This is a genomic window from Streptomyces hypolithicus (assembly GCF_052934925.1).
The window spans coordinates 4,259,435-4,279,911 of record NZ_CM128811.1; the positions used below are offsets into that span (position 1 = coordinate 4,259,435).

Here is a 20,477-nt window from a genome sequence, read left to right on the forward strand (position 1 = left end):
GCTGGCGGACGAGTGGTTAAGGCCGCATGACAGTCAGGTGGACGTACCCAGGCACCTTCGATCTGGGTATGTTCCTCGCCGTCAGGGCAGCCACCGAGCCTCGAGGAGTCGAGACCCGTGTCGGAAAACAAAGATCTTCACGCAGTCACCCCCGCGCCTGAGGGCCAGAAGTTCGTTTACGACTTCACCGAGGGCAACAGGGACCTCAAGGACCTGCTGGGCGGCAAGGGTGCGAACCTCGCCGAGATGACCAACCTCGGGCTGCCCGTCCCTCCGGGCTTCACCATCACCACCGAGGCGTGCAAGGTCTACCTCGACAGCGGCGAGGCGCCCGACGCCCTGCGCGCCGAGGTCAGCCGCCACCTCGACGCCCTTGAGCAGAAGATGGGCAAGAAGCTCGGCCAGGCCGACAACCCGCTGCTCGTCTCCGTCCGCTCGGGCGCCAAGTTCTCCATGCCCGGCATGATGGACACCGTCCTGAACATCGGGCTCTCCGACAAGTCCGTCACCGGGCTCGCCAAGCAGGTCGGCGGAGACGAGCGTTTCGCGTGGGACTCCTACCGCCGCCTCATCCAGATGTTCGGCAAGACCGTGCTCGGCGTCGACGGCGAACTCTTCGAGGAGGCGCTGGAGGCGGCCAAGCACGCCAAGAAGGTCACGGTCGACACCGACCTGGAGGCCGGTGACCTCAAGAAGCTCGTCCGCAAGTTCAAGAAGATCGTCTCCGACGAGGCCGGGCGTGACTTCCCGCAGGAGCCGCGCGAGCAGATGGACCTCGCCATAAACGCGGTCTTCGACTCGTGGAACACCGACCGCGCCAAGCTCTACCGCCGCCAGGAGCGCATCCCCGGCGACCTCGGCACGGCCGTCAACATCTGCTCGATGGTCTTCGGCAACCTCGGCCCCGACTCCGGCACCGGCGTCGCCTTCACCCGCGACCCCGCCAGCGGCCACCAGGGCGTCTACGGCGACTACCTGCAGAACGCGCAGGGCGAGGACGTCGTGGCCGGTATCCGCAACACCGTGCCGCTCGCCGACCTCGAGAACATCGACAAGGCGTCGTACGACCAGCTCATGCAGATCATGGAGACGCTGGAGACCCACTACAAGGATCTCTGCGACATCGAGTTCACCATCGAGCGCGGCCAGCTGTGGATGCTCCAGACCCGCGTCGGCAAGCGCACCGCCGGCGCCGCCTTCCGCATCGCCACGCAGCTCGTCGATCAGGGCCTGATCGACGAGGCCGAGGCGCTCCAGCGGGTGAACGGCGCGCAGCTCGCGCAGCTGATGTTCCCGCGCTTCGATGACGAAGCGAAGACCCACAAGCTGGGCCGGGGTATCGCCGCATCGCCGGGCGCAGCCGTCGGCAAGGCCGTCTTCGACTCGTACACCGCCGTCAAGTGGTCGCGGTCCGGCGAGAAGGTCATCCTGATCCGCCGGGAGACCAACCCCGACGACCTCGACGGCATGATCGCCGCCGAGGGCATCCTGACCTCGCGCGGCGGCAAGACCTCGCACGCCGCCGTCGTGGCGCGCGGCATGGGCAAGACCTGTGTCTGCGGCGCCGAGGAGATCGAGGTCGACACCAAGCGCCGCCGGCTGACCGCCCCCGGCGGGGTCGTCGTCGAGGAGGGCGACGTCGTCTCCATCGACGGCTCCACCGGCAAGGTCTACCTCGGTGAGGTGCCCGTCGTACCGTCGCCGGTCGTCGAGTACTTCGAGGGCCGCATGCACGCCGGCGCCGACGACGCCGACGAGCTGGTCGCGGCCGTGCACCGGATCATGGCGTACGCCGACCGGGTCCGCCGGCTGCGCGTGCGCGCCAACGCCGACAACGCCGAGGACGCCCTGCGCGCCCGCCGCTTCGGTGCCCAGGGCATCGGCCTGTGCCGCACCGAGCACATGTTCCTCGGCGAGCGCCGCGAACTGGTCGAGCGCCTCATCCTGGCCGACACCGACGAGGAGCGCGAGCAGGCGCTGGGCGCGCTGCTGCCGCTCCAGAAGGCCGACTTCATCGAGCTGTTCGAGTCGATGGACGGGCTGCCCGTGACCGTGCGGCTGCTCGACCCGCCGCTGCACGAGTTCCTGCCGGACATCACCGAGCTGTCGGTGCGGGTCGCGCTCGCCGAGTCCCGCAAGGACGCCAACGAGAACGACCTGCGCCTGCTCCAGGCCGTGCACAAGCTGCACGAGCAGAACCCCATGCTGGGTCTGCGCGGGGTACGCCTGGGCCTGGTCATCCCGGGTCTGTTCGCGATGCAGGTACGCGCCATCGCCGAGGCGGCCGCGCACCGCAAGAACGCCAAGGGCGACCCGCGTCCGGAGATCATGATTCCGCTCGTCGGCACCGTGCAGGAGCTGGAGATCGTCCGCGACGAGGCCGACCAGGTCATCGCCGAGGTCGAGGCCGCCACCGGCACCAAGCTGAAGCTGACCGTGGGCACGATGATCGAGCTGCCGCGCGCCGCGCTGACCGCCGGCCAGATCGCGGAGGCCGCGCAGTTCTTCTCCTTCGGTACGAACGACCTCACCCAGACCGTGTGGGGCTTCTCCCGCGACGACGTCGAGGCGAGTTTCTTCACCGCGTACCTGGAGAAGGGCATCTTCGGGGTCTCCCCGTTCGAGACGATCGACCGGGACGGCGTCGGCGCGCTCGTACGCTCCGCCGTGGAGGCCGGACGCGCCACCCGGCCCGACCTGAAACTCGGCGTCTGCGGCGAGCACGGCGGTGACCCGGAGTCGGTGCACTTCTTCCACGAGGTGGGCCTGGACTACGTCTCCTGCTCGCCGTTCCGCATCCCCGTGGCCCGCCTGGAGGCGGGCCGGGCGGCGGCGCAGCAGCCCTCGGGCAGCGACTCGCGCTGACCGACAGCGCAGACCACCCGAGCTCCGTCGGTTTGCCCCGGCCCTCGTCGAACAGGCAACGGCTCCGGTGTGACAACGAGGCGGTGGCACCCTCCCAGGAGGGTGCCACCGCCTCGTTGTCACACACGTCCAGCGGTCCGCACCGCCTTTACCGGCCGAGCCGCCTGCCGCTCAATCAATCTCCTGCCGCAGGATCTGTTGTGCTGTGGTCTCCATGCCGAGGGCATTGGCGCCCTTCACCAGGACGTGGTCCCCAGCGGTCAGGATCTTGCTGAGCAGAGCTGGTACGCGCTCCTTGTCTGTGACATGAGTTGCGATGATCCCCTCTGCCTGTGTCGCCTCAGCCATGGCGGAGGCGGCACGTCCGCCAACCGTAATGATCTGGCGGAGACCGAGCCGGGCAGCGGTGCGGCCGATCTCCCGGTGAGCGGGGCCGGATTCGTCCCCGATCTCCCGCATCTCGCCCAGGACGGCGATGGTGCGGTCCGGCGTGGTGAGTGAGGCGAGGGTGTTGAGAGCTGCCGTCATGGAGTCGGGGTTGGCGTTGTAGGCGTCGTTGATGACGGTGACGCCGTCTGGACGAGTCAGGATCTGCATGCGTCCGCTGGAGCCGGTGCAGCGGTCCGCCCCGTCCTGGACCTGCCGACCGACCAGCACAACGCGGGCATCATCCACTCCGCCCGCCGCGTCCGTACGGCTCTCCTGCAGGACACTCACCGCGATGCGGCAGTCGCCCGCGAACTGCGTGAGGAGATCGAAGCGTTCTCCCGGCCCACTCTTGCTCTGCCCCGCTGAGCCTTGCGTAGAGTCCGGACCATGTACCCGGTCGTCCGCAACCGTCCCCGGCTCGCCATACGCGAACTGACCGTCGACGACGAGGACGCAGTCCATGCCGTTTACGGCAGCAGCGAGGCGACCGAGCATCTCTCCTTCGAACCGCGCACCCGCGAGCAGGTCGCGGGGATCGTGACCCGCTCGATCGCCTCTGCCGGCGCCACCCCGCGCGAGGAGTACGCGCTGGCCGTCACCGAGGGCGGGACGGGCCGTCTGGTCGGCTACGCACGTCTCGCCCTGGACCCCCACCAGCAGCGTGCCGCCACGATCGGATTCGCCCTGCGTTCGGACGCCTGGGGGATCGGCTACGGCACCGAGACCGTTCACCTGCTCCTTGACCTGGCCTTCGACGATCTGGATCTGCACCGTGTCTGGGCGGCCCGGGCCCCGAAGAACGAGGCGTCCGCCAAGACCCTCCTGGCCGCCGGCATGACCGAGGAAGGCCGCATCCGGGGACATGTCTTCGTGCGCGGTGCCTGGCGCGACTCCCTGGTCTACGGCGTTCTGAAGGAGGAACGTGACCAGGGACACACCTCGTTGGAGTTGTAAGTCACGGGCTCTCTGCCGGACCAGAAGAACAGTATTTCAACAATGGCTCAACGGCAGTTGAATTACGCCATTCTTCGTCGAAATCCGGGCAGGATGCGGTCGGCGGATCCCCACCCGCCGACCGCATCCTGATACCCAGCCGGACACTGAGCCGCTACCTTCGCCGACCGCCGCCAGACCCAGCCAAGCCCCCCACGGCCTTCGCTGTGCCTTTCCGGTGACTCCGGTGTCGTGTCCGACGGGGAACAGCATTTCGTTCGGCACAGGGTGCCCGCGATGCGTTTCAACTGTGGCCGAAAGGCCGTGGTGACCAACCGTGATGGCATGCATACTCAGTTGCGGGGGCAATTGCGGATGCAACAGGTGGGGGTTCGGTGCTACGTGTTCATTTCTCCGGCGTTGACCTGTCGCGGGTGCGACTGGCCGCCCGGCCCGACGCGTTGTGGGAAACCGTTCTGAGTTTCCACCGGCTGAGGGACCGGCGCGGCGCCAAGGTGTTCGGAGAATGGCGTCGGGAATCCCGAACTCGGTTGAATGGTGAAACACGGTTGCTGGCCTCCGTGGTGCCGCCCCGGGGTTATTTCCCCGATTTCCTGACACCCCGTGAGGGCCTGCGCGGCATTGACGCCGGACTCGAAGCGGTACGGGCCACCGCGCCCGAGCTCATGCGCGCCGAACTGGCGCTGCTGGCCATCACCCACCGCCTGGACCGTACGGCGCCGCAGAACCGGGCCATGTCGGCGCGCGAGTCCCGCGCCTCCCTCACCGGCGGCGGCCGCAGCGACGCGCTCGGCCGGCTCACCGGCGCCCTGCGCGGCTACCACCGAGCCGCCGTGGAACCGTACTGGCCGCACATCCAGGCCCGTATCGAAGCGGACCGGGCGGCCCGGGGCCGCGCCCTGCTCGACGGCGGCGCCGACGAACTCCTCGCCTCACTGCCGTCGATGCTGCGGTGGCGGCCGCCGGTCCTGGAGGCCGACTATCCCGTCGACCGGGACCTGTACCTGCGGGGGCGGGGGCTGCTGCTCCAGCCGTCGTTCTTCTGCCGGGGCACCCCGGTCGTCTACCGCGACCCGACGCTCGCCCCGGTCCTCGTCTACCCGGTGACCCACGCCGACGCCCCGGCCCCCGGCCACACCGACGATCCGGGCCCGCCGCTCGGCCGTCTCGTCGGCCAGACCCGTTCGACGGTGCTCGGCGCCATAGGCAGCGGCTGCACGACGAGTGAGCTCGCCTGCCGGGCCGGGGTGTCGCTCGCCTCCGCGAGCCAGCACGCCTGCGTCCTGCGCGAGGCCGGCCTGGTCGTCACCCTGCGCCACGGCGGCGCGGTGCTGCACACGCTGACGCCACTGGGCGCCGCCCTGTTGCGGGGCGGCGCCACAGCGGAAGCGCTCGTACCGTTCGGCCGGACGTGACGGGCGCGACGCACGTGACGAACGCAGCCGTCTCGGCGGGGGTCAGCCGCGGAAGGGGCCCGTCACCTCGTAGGTGATGCCGCCGGACGAACTGCCGCTCGTACCGCGCTGGCTGGAGAAGTACAGGCGCCGGCCGTCCGGCGAGAACGCGGGGCCGGTGATCTCCGAGGCGGACTGCCCGTCGATCCGCAGGAACGACGCCACCACGTCGTCCGGCGTGATCACGCAGATCTCCATGTTGCCGCCGTCCTCGGCGACGAACAGGTCACCGGAGGACGTGCCGGTGACGTTGTCGACGCCCGTCAGCGGGGCGCTGCCGTTGACCAGCGAGTCGTCGTAGGCCAACTCGATGGTCTGCGCGGCCGCGTTGTACTGCCAGACACGGTTGTCGCCCTTGGTGGTGAACCAGCAGGTGTCGTCGGCGTAGTAGCAGCCCTCGCCGCCGTTGAAGCGCTTGGCGCCCGAGACCTGGTTGCGGGTCGAGGTGGAGGACGCACTCGGGTCGGGGACCGTGGCCCAGGTGACCGGACCGGACGTGGCCGAACCCGCCTTCAGAACCTCCAGCCGGCCCGCCGACAGGTCGCCCCAGGTGGTGGGCGTGAAGCGGTAGAAGCAGCCGTCGGAGGTGTCCTCGGTGAGGTAGATGGTCTTGCGTACGGGGTCGGCGGCCGCCGCCTCGTGCTTGAAGCGGCCCATCGCGGACTGGCGTACGGCGGCCTTCACGCCCCACGGGTCGGTCTCGTAGACGTAACCGCGGTCGACCTCCTCGCAGGACAGCCAGGTGTTCCACGGCGTCTTGCCGCCCGCGCAGTTCTGCCGGGTGGACGACAGGATCCGGTACGCGCCGGTGATCGCGCCCGTCGAGGAGAAGCGCACCGCGCCCGCGCCGCCCGAGGGGTTGATCTCCGAGTTGGAGACATAGATCCAGCCGGTGCCGTCCGCGTAACAGGCACCGCCGTCCGGTGCGTTGTGCCAGGTGTACGACGTGGAGCCGACCTTCTGGCCGGACCGGGCGACGACGCGGCTGCTGAAGCCGGACGGCAGCCGCAGGCCGTTCGCGTCCGGCGAGCCGAGCGCGCCGTACGGACCGGTGCCGGGCTGGGCGGGGGCGGCGTGAGCGGCGCCGCGCCACAGAGTGCCGCCGAAGGCGGCGGCGGAGGTGCCGATGACCGCGCCGCGCAGGAAGCTACGACGTTCCATGTGTCACTCCAGGGTTGGGGACTGTGACCTCGGAACCTAAGAGTCGCGAATTGACAGTGCATCAACAACCGGCGAAGCGATAATTGCGGCCGGATGTCGGTCAGGCCGGATGTGCGGACGCCCCCGCTCACGGCTCCTGCAGAGCGGACCGGGCACTCCAGTCCCGGCCGGTGGAGCGCGCAGCGCTTCGTCGGACAGCTCGGCGGTCGAGGGCCAGGCCTGACCCGCCCGGGCGACCCGCTCAGGCGACCGCGCCCGGAGCGGCGGCGACGCGTACCGGGAACGTCTGGACGGTCACTGTCTCGTCGTCGAGACAGTGACCCGTTTCCAGGTCGAAGCGCTGTTTCAGGAGTGGGGACGCCACGAAGGGGCGGCCGTTCGCGGTGCCGGTCAGGCCCCGGGAGAGGACCTGGGCGCCGGAGAACGGGTCGCGGTTGTCGATGGCGTACGGACGGCCCGCTCGGTCGGTGAACAGGGCGGCCTGGCGGCCGTCCGGCAGCAGGGCCGCTACGCCCCGCCCGGGGGTGAGGGCGGACACGTCGCAGGCGGTGAACCAGGAGTCGTCGATGCGCAGTTGCAGTGTCATCGGGTTCGGGTCCCTTCGAGGGGTGCGATGGTTTCGAGAGTGAGGAACGTCAGGTCCGGCTTCACCTGGTCGCGCTCAGGAACGAACCGCACCGTCGGGTCCGGCGCGTCGGGGGCGTTCACGAACGACGCGAAGCGTGACAGCCGCTCCGGGTCGTTGATCGTCTCGGCCCATTCGTCGCGGTAACCGGAGACGTGGGTGGCCATCAGGGCTTCGAGCTGCTCGCAGATGCCGAGCGAGTCGTGCACGACGACGTCCCTGACGTGGTCCAGGCCGCCCTCCAGGCGCTCCAGCCACGTGGATGTGCGCTCCAGGCGGTCCGCGGTGCGGATGTAGAACATCAGGAACCGGTCGATGAGGCGGACCAGTTCGGCGTCGGAGAGGTCCTGGGCGAGGAGATCGGCGTGGCGCGGGGTGGCGCCGCCGTTGCCGCCGACGTAGAGGTTCCAGCCGTTCGCGGTGGCGATCACGCCGAAGTCCTTGGACTGCGCCTCGGCGCACTCGCGGGCGCAGCCGGAAACCGCCGACTTCAGTTTGTGCGGTGCGCGCAGGCCCCGGTAGCGCAGTTCCAGGTCGATGGCCATACGGACGCTGTCCTGGACGCCGTACCTGCACCAGGTCTGCCCGACACAGGACTTCACCGTCCGAAGGGCCTTGCCGTACGCGTGACCGGACTCGAAGCCGGCGTCGACCAGGCGCGTCCAGATCAGCGGGAGCTGGTCGACGCGGGCGCCGAAGAGGTCGATGCGCTGACCGCCGGTGATCTTCGTGTAGAGGCCGAAGTCGCGGGCGACCTCACCGATCACGATCAGCTTCTCGGGGGTGACCTCACCGCCCGGGATGCGCGGCACGATCGAGTACGAGCCGTTGCGCTGCATGTTGGCGAGGAAGTGGTCGTTGGTGTCCTGGAGGGCGGCCTGTTCGCCGTCGAGGATGTGGCCGTTGCTCAGGCTCGCCAGGATCGATCCGACGGTCGGTTTGCAGATCTCGCAGCCGTCACCGCCACGGGCCTCCTCGCGGCCGTGCGAGTCGAGCAGCGCGGCGTACGACGTGATGCCCAGGGTCCGTACGATCTCGTACAGTTCGGCGCGGGTGTGCGAGAAGCAGCCGCACAGGCCCTTGTCGCCGGACTGGGGCAGCAGCTGCCCGATGAGCTTGACGCAACTGCCGCAGCCCGTGCCCGCCTTGGTGCACTTCTTGACCTCGGGCAGGGTGGCGCAGGCGGTCACGGCCGCCTTGGTGACGTTGTGGCAGTTGCAGACCACCGCGTCGTCCGGGAGCGCGGAGGGGCCCAGGGTGACCGCGCCGCCCCCCGACGGCGCGATCAGTTGCTCCGGTGCGACCGGAGGTACGGAGCCGGTGAGCGGGCGCAGCATCGCGTACGCGTCGGCGTCGCCGACCAGGACGCCGCCGAGGAGGGCGCCGTCGGGGCTGACGACCAGCTTCTTGTAGACCCCGGAGCGCGAGTCGGAGTACACGACGTTCAGGCAGCCCTCCGCGTGGCCGTGCGCGTCGCCGAAGGAGGCGACGTCGACACCGAGCAGCTTGAGCTTGGTGGACATGTCCGCGCCGGTGAACGCCCTGGTGGCGGCGGCGTCGGCGATGGCCTCCGCGGCGGTCTGTGCCATCTCGTATCCGGGGGCGACCAGGCCGTACACCCGGCCGTCGCTCGCCAGCGCGCACTCGCCGATCGCGAAGACGGCCGGGTCGGACGTGCGGCACTGCTCGTCGACCGTGATGCCGCCGCGCTCGCCGGTCGCCAGCCCGCAGTCCTTCGCGAGCTGGTCGCGCGGCCGTACGCCCGCCGAGAAGACGACGAGGTCGGTCTCCAGCGTCGAGCCGTCCGAGAGCTCCATGCCGCGCACGGCACCGGCGTCGTCGGTGGTGACGGCCTGGGTGCCGACGCCGGTGTGGACGGTGAGGCCCATCGACTCGATCGTACGGAGCAGGGCCGCGCCGCCGCCGTCGTCGACCTGCGCCGGCATCAGCCGGGGCGCGAACTCCACGACGTGCGTGGCGAGCCCGAGACCGCTCAGCGCGCCGGCCGCCTCCAGGCCGAGCAGCCCGCCGCCGACGACCGCTCCGGTGCGCGCCGTCTTCGCGTACGACTCGATGGCCAGGAGGTCCTCGATGGTGCGGTAGACGAAGCAGCCCTGCGCATCCTTCCCGGGAACGGGCGGTACGAACGGGTAGGAGCCGGTCGCGAGGACCAGCGTGTCGTAGGTGAACGTCCGCCCGGTGCGCGAGGTGACCGTGCGCGTCCCGCGGTCGACGGCCGTCGCCGGGTCGTCGAGGTACAGCTCGATGCCGTGCCGCTCCATGAAGCCGGTCTCGACGAGGGACAGGTCGTCGGGGGTGCGGCCGGCGAAGTACGACGTCAGCTGGACGCGGTCGTACGCCGCCCGGGGCTCCTCGCACAGCACGACGACCCGCGCCCGCGCGGTCACGCCTCGCTCGGCGAGCCCTTCGAGGAAGCGCTGGCCGACCATGCCGTGGCCGACGACCACGATGGTGGGGGGTGTGGACATCGGTGTGGCCATCTCAGGCGCCTCCAAGCAGGTGGAACAACGGGGTGGAGGGGAGCGGCTCGTCGCCCTCCCAGGTGCGGGCCAGCTCGCCGACGGCGCCGAGATCGCCCAGCAGGATTCCGCCGATGAGGCGGTCGCCGCGGACGACGACCTTCCGGTACGCCCCGCGGGTGGCGTCGGCCAGGCGGACGACGTCGTCGCCGGGCAGCGCGACGGTCTCGCCGAACGCGGCGAGGTCGAGCGGTGAGCGCAAGGGCGCGGGGCCGCTCGGGGTGGCGGGTTGGCTCGGGGCGTCGGGGCCGCTCGGGGCGGCGGGTTGGCGCAGGAGGGCAGGGCCGCCGCCGAGGGTGAGCCGGGTCAGGGCGCGGGTGCCGAAGTAGCGGGGCCGGCCGGCCGGCTCATGCGGTACGGGCTCCGGGGGCGCCGTCAGGAGTGCGGCGAGGACGTCGGCCTGTTCGAGCGCGGGGCCCGCGAGGCCGTATACCCGCCCGTCGTGCTCCGCGCAGTCACCGACGGCGCGGATGTACGGGTCGGAGGTGCGCAGCTCGTCGTCGACGACGACGCCCTTGCGCACGTCCAGGCCGGCGGCCTGCGCGAGGCCGACCCTCGGACGTACTCCGCAGGCCAGGACCACGATATCCGCTTCCAGGGCGTACCCGTCGGCAAGCTCCACGGCCCGCACGCGCGTACCGGCGCCGCCCCTGGCGGGCCCCTCGGCGGGCTCGCAGCGCAGGCCGCGCACCCGGCACTCGGTGTGGATCTCCACGCCGAGTGCTTCGAGGTGGCCGCGCAGCAGCCCGCTCGCCTCCGGGTCGAGCTGACGCTCCATCAGGTGCTCGCCCTGCTGCGCCAGCACCACCTGGGCGCCGCGTTCGGCGAGGGCGCGGGCCGCCGAGACGCCGAGGAGGCCGCCGCCGACCACGACGGCGCGGACGCCGTCTCCCCCTTCGCGTACGGCGGCCGCGAGCGCCAGGCAGTCGTCGAGCGTACGGAACGGGTGTACGCCGTCCGGCAGTTCCGCACCGAGGCCGCGCAGCGGCGGCAGCACCGGGTTCGACCCGGTCGCCAGGACCAGCGTGTCGTAGGGGACGACGCTGCCGTCGTCGCACTGCACGACCCGCTCGGCGCGGTCGATACGCACGACCCGCACCCCGCGCCGCACGGGCGTCGAGGGCAGCGCGATCACCTCGGGGCCGTAGCGCCCGGCGAGGACCTCGGCGAGCAGCAGCCTGTTGTACGGGCTGTGCTCCTCCTCGCCGATGACGGTGACGGTGACAGCGGCGGGGCCGGTCGACGATGCGGTCAGTTGCCGGGCCAGCCGGGTACCCGCCGTCCCGCCGCCGATCACCACGATGTCCTTGCTCATGCACGCAGCCTGCGCGGACGGTGTTACCCGGCCGCATCCCCACTGTTTCCCGCGCGGAACACTGCCCTCAGTGCACGGGGCCCGGGCCTGTGAGGGCGGCGGTCCCACCGGGCGCTCGCACCCCCTTAACCACCGGTCAGCCGATCCTCAAGGCGGCCTTAAGGATCACGCCTGGGCCGCTGACCAGCGCATTCGAGGGCTGCTGTGGCCCTAGTTTGGCGAGCGTGACGATCGAGGCCACCGACCCGCAGATGCTCCCGCCGAAGCCGCCGCCCGAGGCGTACCCGGCCCTGTCGGCGTACCTGTCGCGCACCGCCCCGCACCGCCCCGTCCCACCGCCGCGCCCCTCGGCCGCCCCCCGCCCCCACCGCGGCACCGGCGCCCTCCGGGCGCGCCCCGGTGCCCCCGCCCCGCGCCTCGCGCCCGAGGTCGTGCGGGGCGGGGTGCTTGCCGGGAGTGTGGGTGTCGGCGTGATGTGGGCCGTGCAGGTCACGCCGTCCGCCCGGCTCGACGTACTGTTCGCGACCGGCGCGCATCTGACCGGGCTGCTCGCCGGCTACGGCGTCCTCGTCATGATCCTGCTGATGACCCGCGTCCCCGCCGTCGAGCACGGCGTCGGCGCCGGCCGCCTCGCCCGCTGGCACGCCCTCGGCGGCCGGTACGTCCTCTCCCTCTGCCTCGGCCACGCCGTCCTCGCCCTCTGCGGGTACGCCGCCCACACCGGCACCGACCTCCTGGCCGCCGCGAACGGCCTCCTCGGCTACCCCGCGATCGCCGCCGCCACCGCCGGTACGGCCCTGCTGATCACCGTCGGCGTGACCTCGGCCCGCGCCGTACGCCGCCGCGTCGGGCACGAGACCTGGCGCGCCGTCCACCTGCTCACCTACCTCGGCGCCGCCCTCGCCTTCGGGCACCAGCTCGTCGGCCCCGACGTGGCCGGCAGTGCGCCGACCGTGTGGGTGTGGGCGATGCTGCACGCCGGCGTCGCCGTCCTCCTGCTCTGGTACCGGGGCGTGGTTCCCGTACGCCAGGCCCTGCGGCACAGCCTGCGCGTCGTCGACGTACGCAGCGAAGGGCCCGAGGTGGTGTCCGTACTCATGCAGGGCATCGGCCTCGACGAACTCCGCGCCGAAGCGGGGCAGTTCTTCCGCTGGCGGTTCCTCCAGCGCAGGATCTGGCACACCGCTCTGCCGTTCTCCCTCTCCGCGCCGGTGCGCGACGACACCCTGCGGATCACGGTCAAGGCGGCCGGTGACCACACTCGCCGCATACGCCGCCTCAAACCCGGGACCCGGGTCCTTGCCACCGGCCCGTTCGGCGCCCTGACCGCGCACCGGCGGACCCGCCGCAAGGTGCTGCTGCTCGCCGGGGGCGTCGGCATCACCCCCCTGCGCGCGCTCTTCGAAACGCTGCCCGGCGGCCCCGGCGACCTCACTCTGCTCTACCGGGCCGGCAACGAGGGCCGGCTGGTGCTCAGGGACGAGCTGGAGGAGATCGCCAGGGCGCGGGGCGCGGCCCTGCACTACCTCCTCGGCCCGTCCGACGCCGCCCACGACCCGCTCGCCCCGCAGGCTCTGCGGGCCCTGGTGCCCGGTCTCGCCGAGCACGACGTCTACCTGTGCGGCCCGCCCCGGATGGCCGAGGCGGCGACGGCCGCGCTGGTCCGGGCCGGCGTACCAGCCGCACGTATCCACAGCGAGTACTTCACCTTCTGACCCGCACCTTCTGACCCTCCGACCCCGGCTCTGCGACCGACCGACCCGCTCCCGACCTCGAGGACCGCCCCGCCATGGCCCGCCACCGCAAGCCCCGGCCCGCCGCGCCCGCCCCCACCGACCGCGCCCGCAGGCAGCTCGCCGCCGCCCTCTTCGGCGCGAGCGCCCTCGCCGCCACAGTCCTGTCGCTCACGGTCGCACCGACTGCACCGGCCGCCCCCGACCGCGCCCCGTCAGGGCCGTCAGCCCCGGCCGCCCCGTCAGCCCCGTCCGGTCCGGCCTCCGACGGAAGCTCAGATGTCGCTCGACTCTCCCGGGATTGATGGACGCCACACGCATCTGTCCATAGGGTTGCGATCGTGCCCGAGATATCGCTGACCACCCTCGTCGTGCTGTGCCTCGCCGCCGCCGCGGCCGGCTGGATCGACGCGGTGGTGGGCGGGGGAGGGCTGCTGCTCCTGCCGGCCCTGCTGCTCGGGCTGCCGCACACGCCCGCGGCGCACATCCTCGGCACCAACAAGGCCGTGGCCATCGTCGGCACATCCGGCGCCGCCGTCACCTACCTCCGCAAGACGCCGGTGAACGTCGGGACCGCCGTACGGATCGGGCTCGCCGCCCTGCTCGGATCCATGGCCGGCGCGTTCTTCGCCGCCGGGATCAGCAGCGACGTACTGCGCCCGGTCATCATGGTGGTGCTGCTCGCCGTCGCCGCCTTCGTGCTGCTGCGGCCGTCCTTCGGCCGCGCCGCCGGCGCCGAGCAGCGCCCGGTCACCCGGGGCCGTACCGTCACCGCGATCGTCCTGGTCGGCGGCGGCATCGGCTTCTACGACGGCCTCTTCGGACCCGGCACCGGGACCTTCCTGGTGCTCGCGCTGACCGCGCTGCTCCACCTCGACCTGGTCACCGCGTCCGCCAACGCCAAGATCGTCAATGTCTGCACCAACGCCGGCGCCCTCGCCATGTTCGCCTACCAGGGGACGGTCCTGTGGCAGCTGGCCGCGCTCATGGCGGTGTTCAACCTGGCCGGAGCGATGGCGGGCGCGCGGACGGCGCTCAGGAAGGGCAGCGAGTTCGTGCGCGGGGTGCTGCTGGTGGTCGTCCTCTCCCTGGTCGCGAAGCTTGCCTTCGACCAGTGGACGTGACGTTAGTTACGTCACTGCCCGCCGTCCGGCTGCGGCGCCTGACGCACCTCGGTCAGGTGCGCGTACGCCACGACGTTCCCCCGGTAGCCCGACTTCTGCGAGTACGCGCCGCCGCACGTGATCACCCGCAGCTCGGCGCGGCCCGACGACGCGTACACCCGCTGCTCCGGGAACGCCCGGGTGTCGTACACCTCGATGCCGTCGATCGTGAACACGGCGGTACGCCCGTCCTCGCGCCCCACCTCGATGGTGTGCCCCTTCTTCAGCGCGCCCAGGTTGTAGAAGACGGCGGGCCCCCGCGCCGTGTCGACATGTCCCGCGACGACCGCCGTGCCGGCCGCGCCCGGCGCCGTGCCGTCCTCGTACCAGCCCGCGATGTTGGGATTGCGGGGCGGCGGTACGTCGAGACTGCCGTCCGGGCCCAGCCCCAGTCGCGTCACGGGCGCGTCCACCCGCACGGCGGGGATCCGGATGCGTACGGGATCGGAGGGCCGCAGCGGACCGGCGGGCGCGGCCGCCCCGCCCGACGCCGCCTGCTCCGGGCCGGCCGCGAACGCCTCGGCGGCCGTCGGCCGGGGCGGGTCCTGCCCCGCCGAGCCGTTCTGGATCAGCCAGAGCCCGGTGCACACGGCGATGGCGACGAGCCCGGCCTTTGACCGCACGTCCCACGTCATCATGATCCTCTCGGCTCCAGCCCCGGCCCCCCGGGGCGACGGAGTGCGCCCCCGCGTGCCCCCGCCCGGCTCGGGGCCAGGGCGGGGGCACGGGGAACTGTGGCGGTACGGCCGGGCCGCGTCGGCCGGCCCGTCAGCTGTCCCGCGGGCCGCTCGCCCGGCGACGCAGGAACCAGGTGGTACCGCCGACGGCGGTCGCGGCCAGTACGGCCACCCCCGCCGCGATCTGGGTGGTGTCGGAGCCCGTCGACCCGCCGATGCCCGTCCGCACCGGACCCGACGGGTGGGTGGGGTGGGTGGGGTGGTGCGTGGGCGGGTGGGTGGGGTGCGTTCCCGCGGTCACGGTCAGCGGACCCGTCGCGGTGTTGCCGTTGTCGCAGGCCACCGCGATGTCGAAGGTGCCCGGCGTGGCGTGCTGCGGCAGCTTGAACTGCCCGGTGACGACCTCCTTGTGGGTCGCCGGCCGCAGGACGAAGTCGCCGGCCCCCACCGAGTTCGCGTCGCCGGTACCGCCGCTGTTCGTGCCGCAGGCGGTGGTGTTCACCGTGATCGTGGCGCCGGGCCCGGCACTCGCCGGATACACCTCCAGGGTGTGCTCCCGCGTGTCGTTCTCGGCGTGCGCTGGACCTGTGCCGAGGCCGCACGCGGCGGCGGCCAGCGCGGTGGCCGTCAGCAGAAGTGCAGGGCGCATGGTGATCCTCCGGGAAGCGTCGGTGCGGCACTGCTTCCGAGGAAACGCCCGCCGCACCTCTCGCGCCTGCTGACGAAGCGTCAGATACGCCGTCCCGCCGCACCGCGGCGCCCCGCTCGCGCGACATTCGCGCAGGTCAGCCCCGGACCACCGGGAGGCCGTGCGGCGCCCGGCCTCCGCCGCCCCGAACGGGTGACGCCCGGAGCCGCGAAGGGAACGCCGGGCGCCCCGTCAGATCCGGTCCCAGGGCGTCGCGTCGTACGCCGCCGCGACCGCCTTCATCAGCGTCCGCGTCTCGTCGACGGCGAACTCCACGTCGTCGATACGCCGCACCGCCGCGACCCCCTGCGAATTCGTGACGAAGGCACCCCGGTACGCCGCCAGGCCGCCCAGCGTCACCGGCCCGCGCACCGACGGCAGACCGGCGTCCGGGAGGCGGGCTTCGAGCAGCGCCATGGTGACGCCGTGCAGCGAGGCGGCGTCGGGCCAGACCACCGAAGTGCCGTCCCAGAAAGCGATGTTGGTGACCGCCCCCTCCGTGATGACCCCGCCGGGCCCGGTCAGCAGCGCGTCGTCGAATCCCGCCCGCCGGGCCAGCACCCCGTAGTGGGTCTGCGCGAAGCCGCCCAGGTGCTTGACGTGCGCGAAGGGGCGCTCGTACGGGACGGACATCAGGGCCTGGGGCGCCGACGGCATGGTGAGCGGCGGCCGTACGGTCACCATCAGCGTGGCGGCGTCGGCGCCGGGCGCCCACAGCACGTACACCCGCAGCGCCGCGTCCCGCAGCCCCGAGCCATGGAGCGCGCTCCGCAGCCTCTCCCGCACCAGCTCCCCGTCGAGCCCGGAGCCGAACACCTCCAGGGTGGCCGCGTCGAGACGGGCCAGGTGCAGCCGCAGCCCGCGCACCCGGGCGTCCCTGACCTGCATCGCGGTGAAGTGCGCATAACCGCCGTACAGCGCGGGGACCAGCAGGTCGTCGGCGGTCGTGGCCCGGCGGCCGTCGATCTCGATCCAGGGCGCGTCGGGCGCGGCAGGCGTCGTCATACGACCACCGTAAACGCGCCGCGCGATCCGCTTGACCTCAACCATGGTTGACGTACGAGCCTTACCGCATGAACCTCACCACACACGCATCACCCCAGGTCAGCGCCGCATCCGCCACGCACGCATCCGCCACGCCCGCATCCGCCACGCCCGCATCCGCCACTCCCGCATCCGCCACTCCCGCATCCGCCACGCCCGCATCCGCCACGCCCGCATCCGCCACGCCCGCATCCGCCACGCCCGCGCCGCTGCGCGTCGCGGTACTTGTGGCGAGCAACCGCGAGGGCCGCTTCGCCCCCGTCATCACCGACTGGTTCGTCTCCCGTGCCGCCCACCACGACGACCTCGACATCGACGTGATCGACCTGGCCGGCATCGACCTGCCGACCGCCCTCTCCTTCAACCCGTCCGACGAGGTACGGGCCGTCCTCGACCACGTCACCCCGCGGCTCGCCGCCGCCGACGCGTTCGTCGTCGTCACCCCCGAGTACAACCACTCCTTCCCCGCCACCCTCAAGAACCTCATCGACTGGCACGGCAGCGAATGGCACGCCAAGCCAGTCGGCTTCGTCTCCTACGGCGGCATGTCCGGCGGCCTGCGAGCCGTCGAGCAACTGCGTCAGGTCTTCGCCGAGATGCACGCCACCACCATCCGCGAAACCGTCAGCTTCCACGGCGCCCGGGGCCACTTCGGCGAGGACGGACAGCACAAGGACCCCTCGGCCGCCAACACCGCCGCCAAGGCCCTGCTGAACCAGCTCACCTGGTGGGCACACGCGCTACGCGACGCCAAGTCCGCCCGTCCGTACACGGGCTGAGGGAGAGACGCCCTCTGCACTCCTCTGCACTCCTCGGCCATCCTCGACGGCGGCGACGGGTCTGTCCAGTCAAAGGTGTAACTGGGTTTGGTGTGGCTAGAGTTGACCTGCAGTGAGGCGGCCGTCGAAGGCAATGTCGAAGGCGTTCATCGCACCCTTCCAGCGCATAGTCCAGCGTTTGCGGCCGGCGCCGGTGGGGTCGAGGCTCATGACGGCCATGTAGACGCATTTGAGGGCGGCCTGCTCCGTGGGGAAGTGCCCGCGGGAGCGGACGGCCTTGCGGATGCGGGCGTTGACGCTCTCGATGCTGTTGGTCGTGCACACAATGCGACGTATTTCCGCATCAAACTGGAGGAAAGGCGTGAACTCTGCCCAACTCGACTCCCAGAGACGGACGATCGCCGGATACTTCTTCCCCCAGACCTCGGCGAACTCCAGGAACTGCGTCGTGGCCGCGTCCTCGCTCGGCGCGGTATAGACCGGCTTCAACGCCTTCGCGATTTTGTCCCAGTCCTGGCGGGCCGCGTACCTGAACGACGCCCGCAAGAGGTGAACCACACACGTTTGCACAACGGTACGGGGCCAGACTTCGCCGACCGCGTTGGGCAGCCCCTTCAGTCCGTCGCAGACCAGCATGAGGACGTCTTCGACGCCTCTGTTCTTCAGTTCCGACAGCACCCGCAGCCAGTGTTTCGCGCCTTCGCCGCCGTCGCCGGCCCACAGCCCGAGGATGTCCCGGTGCCCTTCGGCAGTGACCGCCAGAGCCACGTAGATCGGCCTGTTCGCTACTTGGCCATCGCGAATCTTCACGTTGATAGCGTCAATGAAGACGACGGGGTAGACGCGGTCAAGCGGCCTGTTCTGCCATTCCGCCATGCCGTCCATCACCTTGTCGGTGATCGTGGTGATGGTCGTCTTGGACACGTTGGCGCCGTAGACCTCGGCCAGGTGCGCGGAGATCTCCCCGTGTGTGAGGCCCTTCGCGGACAGCGAGAGCACCATCTCGTCGACGCCGGTCAGCCGGCGCTGCCGCTTCTTGACGATGGCCGACTCGAAGGACCCCTCGCGGTCGCGGGGAACGTCGATCTCGACCGGGCCGATGTCGGTCAGCACGGTCTTGGAACGGGTGCCATTGCGGCTGTTGCCACCGTCCTTGCCCGCCGGGTCGTGCTTGTCGTAGCCGAGATGGTCGGTGATCTCGCCCTCCAGGGCGGACTCCAGAACCGTCTTGGTCAACTGCTGCAGCAGCCCGCCCTCGCCAGTCAGCCGCAGCCCCTTGCTCCGGGCCTGCTCGACGAGCTGGTCAATGAGCTTCTGCTCGACCGTCGGGGTCTCCAACGACGGCTCCGCCTGGTCGCCGGCGGCCACACACTCGGTCACGGTGTCAGTCACTTGATGTCTCTTCCTTGATCATCAATTACACCGGAGACCGTACAGACCCGCGGCGCCACGGGATCCAGCAGGAGCGCCCCGACGAGATCAACCGACTCCTGACCAGCCGGCTCGCCGCCCTGCCCGGTCAAGACCGACGGGTCAAAGTGGTCGACTCTGGAAGTCCTTCGGGGGTTGATCATGCTGGCTGTGGGGCGGAGGATTCTTCGTGTTGGCCGAGTGTGTGTCGGTCGAGTCGGGCCAGTAGATCGTCCAGGTCGGAGGTGGTGAACTTCCACTGGTATGGCTGTGCCGTGGCGTTGTAGCGGTCTTCGAATGCTCGGAGCCGGTCCCGGACCTCGACGAGGTCTGTGAAGTCGTTGGGCCTGACGACCTTGCGTTGGACGATGGAGAAGAAGATCTCGATCTGGTTCGTCCAGGAGGCGTGAATGGGAGTGTGGACCATGACCGCGTTCGGGAACGCATTGGTCAGGCGATCGATGGCTCTCTTGCCACGGTGGGAGGAGCCGTTGTCGACGATCCAGAAGACGCGTTTGGCGTTGGCGTAGGGCTCGGTGGTCATGACCTGGGTGACCAGGGCTGTGAAGGGTGCGATGCCGGTCTTGGGCTCGCAGCGGCCGAAGACCTTCGCGTGGTGGACGTCGTAGGCGGCGAGGTAGGCCAGGGCGCCGCCGCGGCCGTACTCGTGGTTGACGCGCATGGCGCGTGCTTGTCCGGGGGCCAGGGTCGGGTGGCAGCGGCAGCGGGCCTGGATGGAGGTCTTCTCGTCGCTGGAGATCACGTACTCGTCCTCGTCGAGAGCGGTGCCCTGCCAGGTGCCGGCATAGAGGTCCAGGACGCGGGCGGCTTTGGCGCGGAAGTCCGGGTCGCGGATGAAGATCCAGGAGCGGTACTGCCAGGGCTTGAGTGCGTCCTGCGTCAGCCAGCGGCGCACGGTGGACGCCGACACGGACCGGGCGATGCCTCGTAGGACGGCCTCGCGTGCGAGTTCCGGGCATGGCCAGCGTGATAGCGGGATACCGGTCTCCGCGGGTAACTGGCAGGTCAGCGCCTTGACTTCGGTGACCTGCGCCGGGGTGAACCGCGCTGGGCGTCCGGAGCGCCTGCGGTCAGCCAGGGCGGGTAAGCCGCCGGCAGCGAACCGGCCCCGCCAGGTCCGCACCGTGTCCACGTGCAGACGGGTATCTGTTGCTATTCGGGCGTTGGAGTGCCCCCGTGCCGCAAGTAGCACGATCGATGCCCGCTGTCGGGCCTGATATTCGGTCTTGTGGCCGTAGGCCATCGTCTTCAACCGGCGGCGCTGGGAGCCGGTCAAGGTAAGAGATATGGCTCGGGCCAGGGGCATGGAAGGCAACCGGCCAATCTCGGGAAGATCGTTGGGAACGGTCAAGCACCCTGCGCCGACACGCCGCTTCGCGCTCCCCACCGGGCTCGACGCTGGTATGGCCTGCGATCGCCCGTCTGTGATTCCCGCGTGGTTGACGTCGTCTGCCAACACGTGTGAGCGGATTCGAGGTCAGGGCAGGGTGAGGATGCGGGGGCCGTCCTTGGTGATGGCGATGGTGTGTTCGATGTGGGCGGCTCGGCTGCCGTCGATCGTGCGCAGGGTCCATCCGTCGGGGTCGGTGCCCTCCCTGCCACCCTTGGGTGAGACATCC

General features: G+C 71.0%; 17 protein-coding genes and 1 pseudogene. 7 read left to right on the forward strand and 11 right to left on the reverse strand.

All coding sequences use genetic code 11. The features are described 5' to 3' along the window. Positions 1-117 precede the first annotated feature (117 nt). Positions 118-2,865, forward strand: coding sequence for a pyruvate, phosphate dikinase (ppdK, locus tag ACU6WZ_RS20105; RefSeq protein ID WP_447029482.1), 2,748 nt, complete (start codon positions 118-120; stop codon positions 2,863-2,865). A 171-nt stretch (positions 2,866-3,036) separates the two neighbouring features. Here the strand turns inward: ppdK and ACU6WZ_RS20110 are convergent, their stop codons facing one another. After that, the gene (locus tag ACU6WZ_RS20110) at positions 3,037-3,582 is read right to left on the reverse strand and encodes a glutamate ligase domain-containing protein (RefSeq protein ID WP_447029483.1); all 546 of its coding nucleotides are present in this window, start codon (positions 3,580-3,582) and stop codon (positions 3,037-3,039) included. A 99-nt stretch (positions 3,583-3,681) separates the two neighbouring features. Here ACU6WZ_RS20110 and ACU6WZ_RS20115 point away from each other — a divergent pair, with 99 nt between their 5' ends. Continuing rightward, positions 3,682-4,248 (forward strand): GNAT family N-acetyltransferase, encoded by a 567-nt coding sequence (locus tag ACU6WZ_RS20115; RefSeq protein WP_447029484.1) that lies wholly within the window; start codon positions 3,682-3,684, stop codon positions 4,246-4,248. A 374-nt stretch (positions 4,249-4,622) separates the two neighbouring features. After that, complete coding sequence (locus tag ACU6WZ_RS20120) at positions 4,623-5,663, forward strand: helix-turn-helix domain-containing protein (protein ID WP_447029486.1); 1,041 nt, start codon at positions 4,623-4,625, stop codon at positions 5,661-5,663. 42 nt (positions 5,664-5,705) lie between these two features. Here the strand turns inward: ACU6WZ_RS20120 and ACU6WZ_RS20125 are convergent, their stop codons facing one another. The 4 genes from ACU6WZ_RS20125 to ACU6WZ_RS20140 all read right to left on the reverse strand — a co-directional run bounded on the left by ACU6WZ_RS20125 (position 5,706) and on the right by ACU6WZ_RS20140 (position 11,343). Continuing rightward, positions 5,706-6,863, reverse strand: coding sequence for an alkaline phosphatase PhoX (locus ACU6WZ_RS20125; RefSeq protein ID WP_447029488.1), 1,158 nt, complete (start codon positions 6,861-6,863; stop codon positions 5,706-5,708). 241 nt (positions 6,864-7,104) lie between these two features. Beyond that, on the reverse strand, positions 7,105-7,449 hold the full coding sequence (nirD, locus tag ACU6WZ_RS20130) for a nitrite reductase small subunit NirD (RefSeq protein ID WP_447029489.1): 345 nt from the start codon (positions 7,447-7,449) through the stop codon (positions 7,105-7,107). After that, positions 7,446-9,989: a nitrite reductase large subunit NirB gene (nirB, locus tag ACU6WZ_RS20135; RefSeq protein WP_447029490.1), complete on the reverse strand. Its 2,544-nt coding sequence runs from the start codon at positions 9,987-9,989 to the stop codon at positions 7,446-7,448. Before nirB ends, nirD begins: the two co-directional genes overlap by 4 nt. Position 9,990: 1 nt before the next feature. After that, positions 9,991-11,343: an NAD(P)/FAD-dependent oxidoreductase gene (locus ACU6WZ_RS20140; protein WP_447029492.1), complete on the reverse strand. Its 1,353-nt coding sequence runs from the start codon at positions 11,341-11,343 to the stop codon at positions 9,991-9,993. Positions 11,344-11,558: 215 nt separating this feature from the next. Here ACU6WZ_RS20140 and ACU6WZ_RS20145 point away from each other — a divergent pair, with 215 nt between their 5' ends. From ACU6WZ_RS20145 to ACU6WZ_RS20155, 3 genes are all read left to right on the forward strand, one after another. Then, entirely contained in the window at positions 11,559-13,058 is a 1,500-nt protein-coding gene (locus tag ACU6WZ_RS20145) for a ferredoxin reductase family protein (protein ID WP_447029493.1), read from the forward strand. Between the two features lie 74 nt (positions 13,059-13,132). Beyond that, on the forward strand, positions 13,133-13,381 hold the full coding sequence (locus ACU6WZ_RS20150; RefSeq protein WP_447029494.1) for a hypothetical protein: 249 nt from the start codon (positions 13,133-13,135) through the stop codon (positions 13,379-13,381). Positions 13,382-13,417: 36 nt separating this feature from the next. Further along, positions 13,418-14,200, forward strand: a complete 783-nt coding sequence (locus tag ACU6WZ_RS20155; RefSeq protein WP_447029495.1) for a sulfite exporter TauE/SafE family protein — start codon at positions 13,418-13,420, stop codon at positions 14,198-14,200. An 11-nt stretch (positions 14,201-14,211) separates the two neighbouring features. On the opposite strand, the gene ACU6WZ_RS20160 is transcribed toward ACU6WZ_RS20155, so the two are convergent. The 3 genes from ACU6WZ_RS20160 to ACU6WZ_RS20170 all read right to left on the reverse strand — a co-directional run bounded on the left by ACU6WZ_RS20160 (position 14,212) and on the right by ACU6WZ_RS20170 (position 16,609). Next, on the reverse strand, positions 14,212-14,877 hold the full coding sequence (locus ACU6WZ_RS20160; protein ID WP_447029496.1) for a class F sortase: 666 nt from the start codon (positions 14,875-14,877) through the stop codon (positions 14,212-14,214). Positions 14,878-15,007: 130 nt separating this feature from the next. Next, the gene (locus ACU6WZ_RS20165; protein ID WP_447029497.1) at positions 15,008-15,565 is read right to left on the reverse strand and encodes a GVDTG sorting domain-containing protein; all 558 of its coding nucleotides are present in this window, start codon (positions 15,563-15,565) and stop codon (positions 15,008-15,010) included. Positions 15,566-15,796: 231 nt separating this feature from the next. After that, positions 15,797-16,609 (reverse strand): aminotransferase class IV, encoded by an 813-nt coding sequence (locus ACU6WZ_RS20170; RefSeq protein WP_447029498.1) that lies wholly within the window; start codon positions 16,607-16,609, stop codon positions 15,797-15,799. A gap of 68 nt (positions 16,610-16,677) precedes the next feature. Here ACU6WZ_RS20170 and ACU6WZ_RS20175 point away from each other — a divergent pair, with 68 nt between their 5' ends. Continuing rightward, complete coding sequence (locus ACU6WZ_RS20175; RefSeq protein ID WP_447029499.1) at positions 16,678-17,427, forward strand: NADPH-dependent FMN reductase; 750 nt, start codon at positions 16,678-16,680, stop codon at positions 17,425-17,427. A gap of 96 nt (positions 17,428-17,523) precedes the next feature. Here the strand turns inward: ACU6WZ_RS20175 and ACU6WZ_RS20180 are convergent, their stop codons facing one another. The 3 genes and pseudogenes from ACU6WZ_RS20180 to ACU6WZ_RS20190 form a co-directional block, all read right to left on the reverse strand. Beyond that, positions 17,524-18,795 (reverse strand): IS256 family transposase, encoded by a 1,272-nt coding sequence (locus ACU6WZ_RS20180; RefSeq protein ID WP_447034151.1) that lies wholly within the window; start codon positions 18,793-18,795, stop codon positions 17,524-17,526. A gap of 202 nt (positions 18,796-18,997) precedes the next feature. After that, positions 18,998-20,164: an IS630 family transposase gene (locus ACU6WZ_RS20185; protein ID WP_447034152.1), complete on the reverse strand. Its 1,167-nt coding sequence runs from the start codon at positions 20,162-20,164 to the stop codon at positions 18,998-19,000. A gap of 171 nt (positions 20,165-20,335) precedes the next feature. Continuing rightward, positions 20,336-20,443: pseudogene (locus ACU6WZ_RS20190) on the reverse strand (type I methionyl aminopeptidase); the annotation flags it as partial. Between the last annotated feature and the right edge of the window lie 34 nt (positions 20,444-20,477).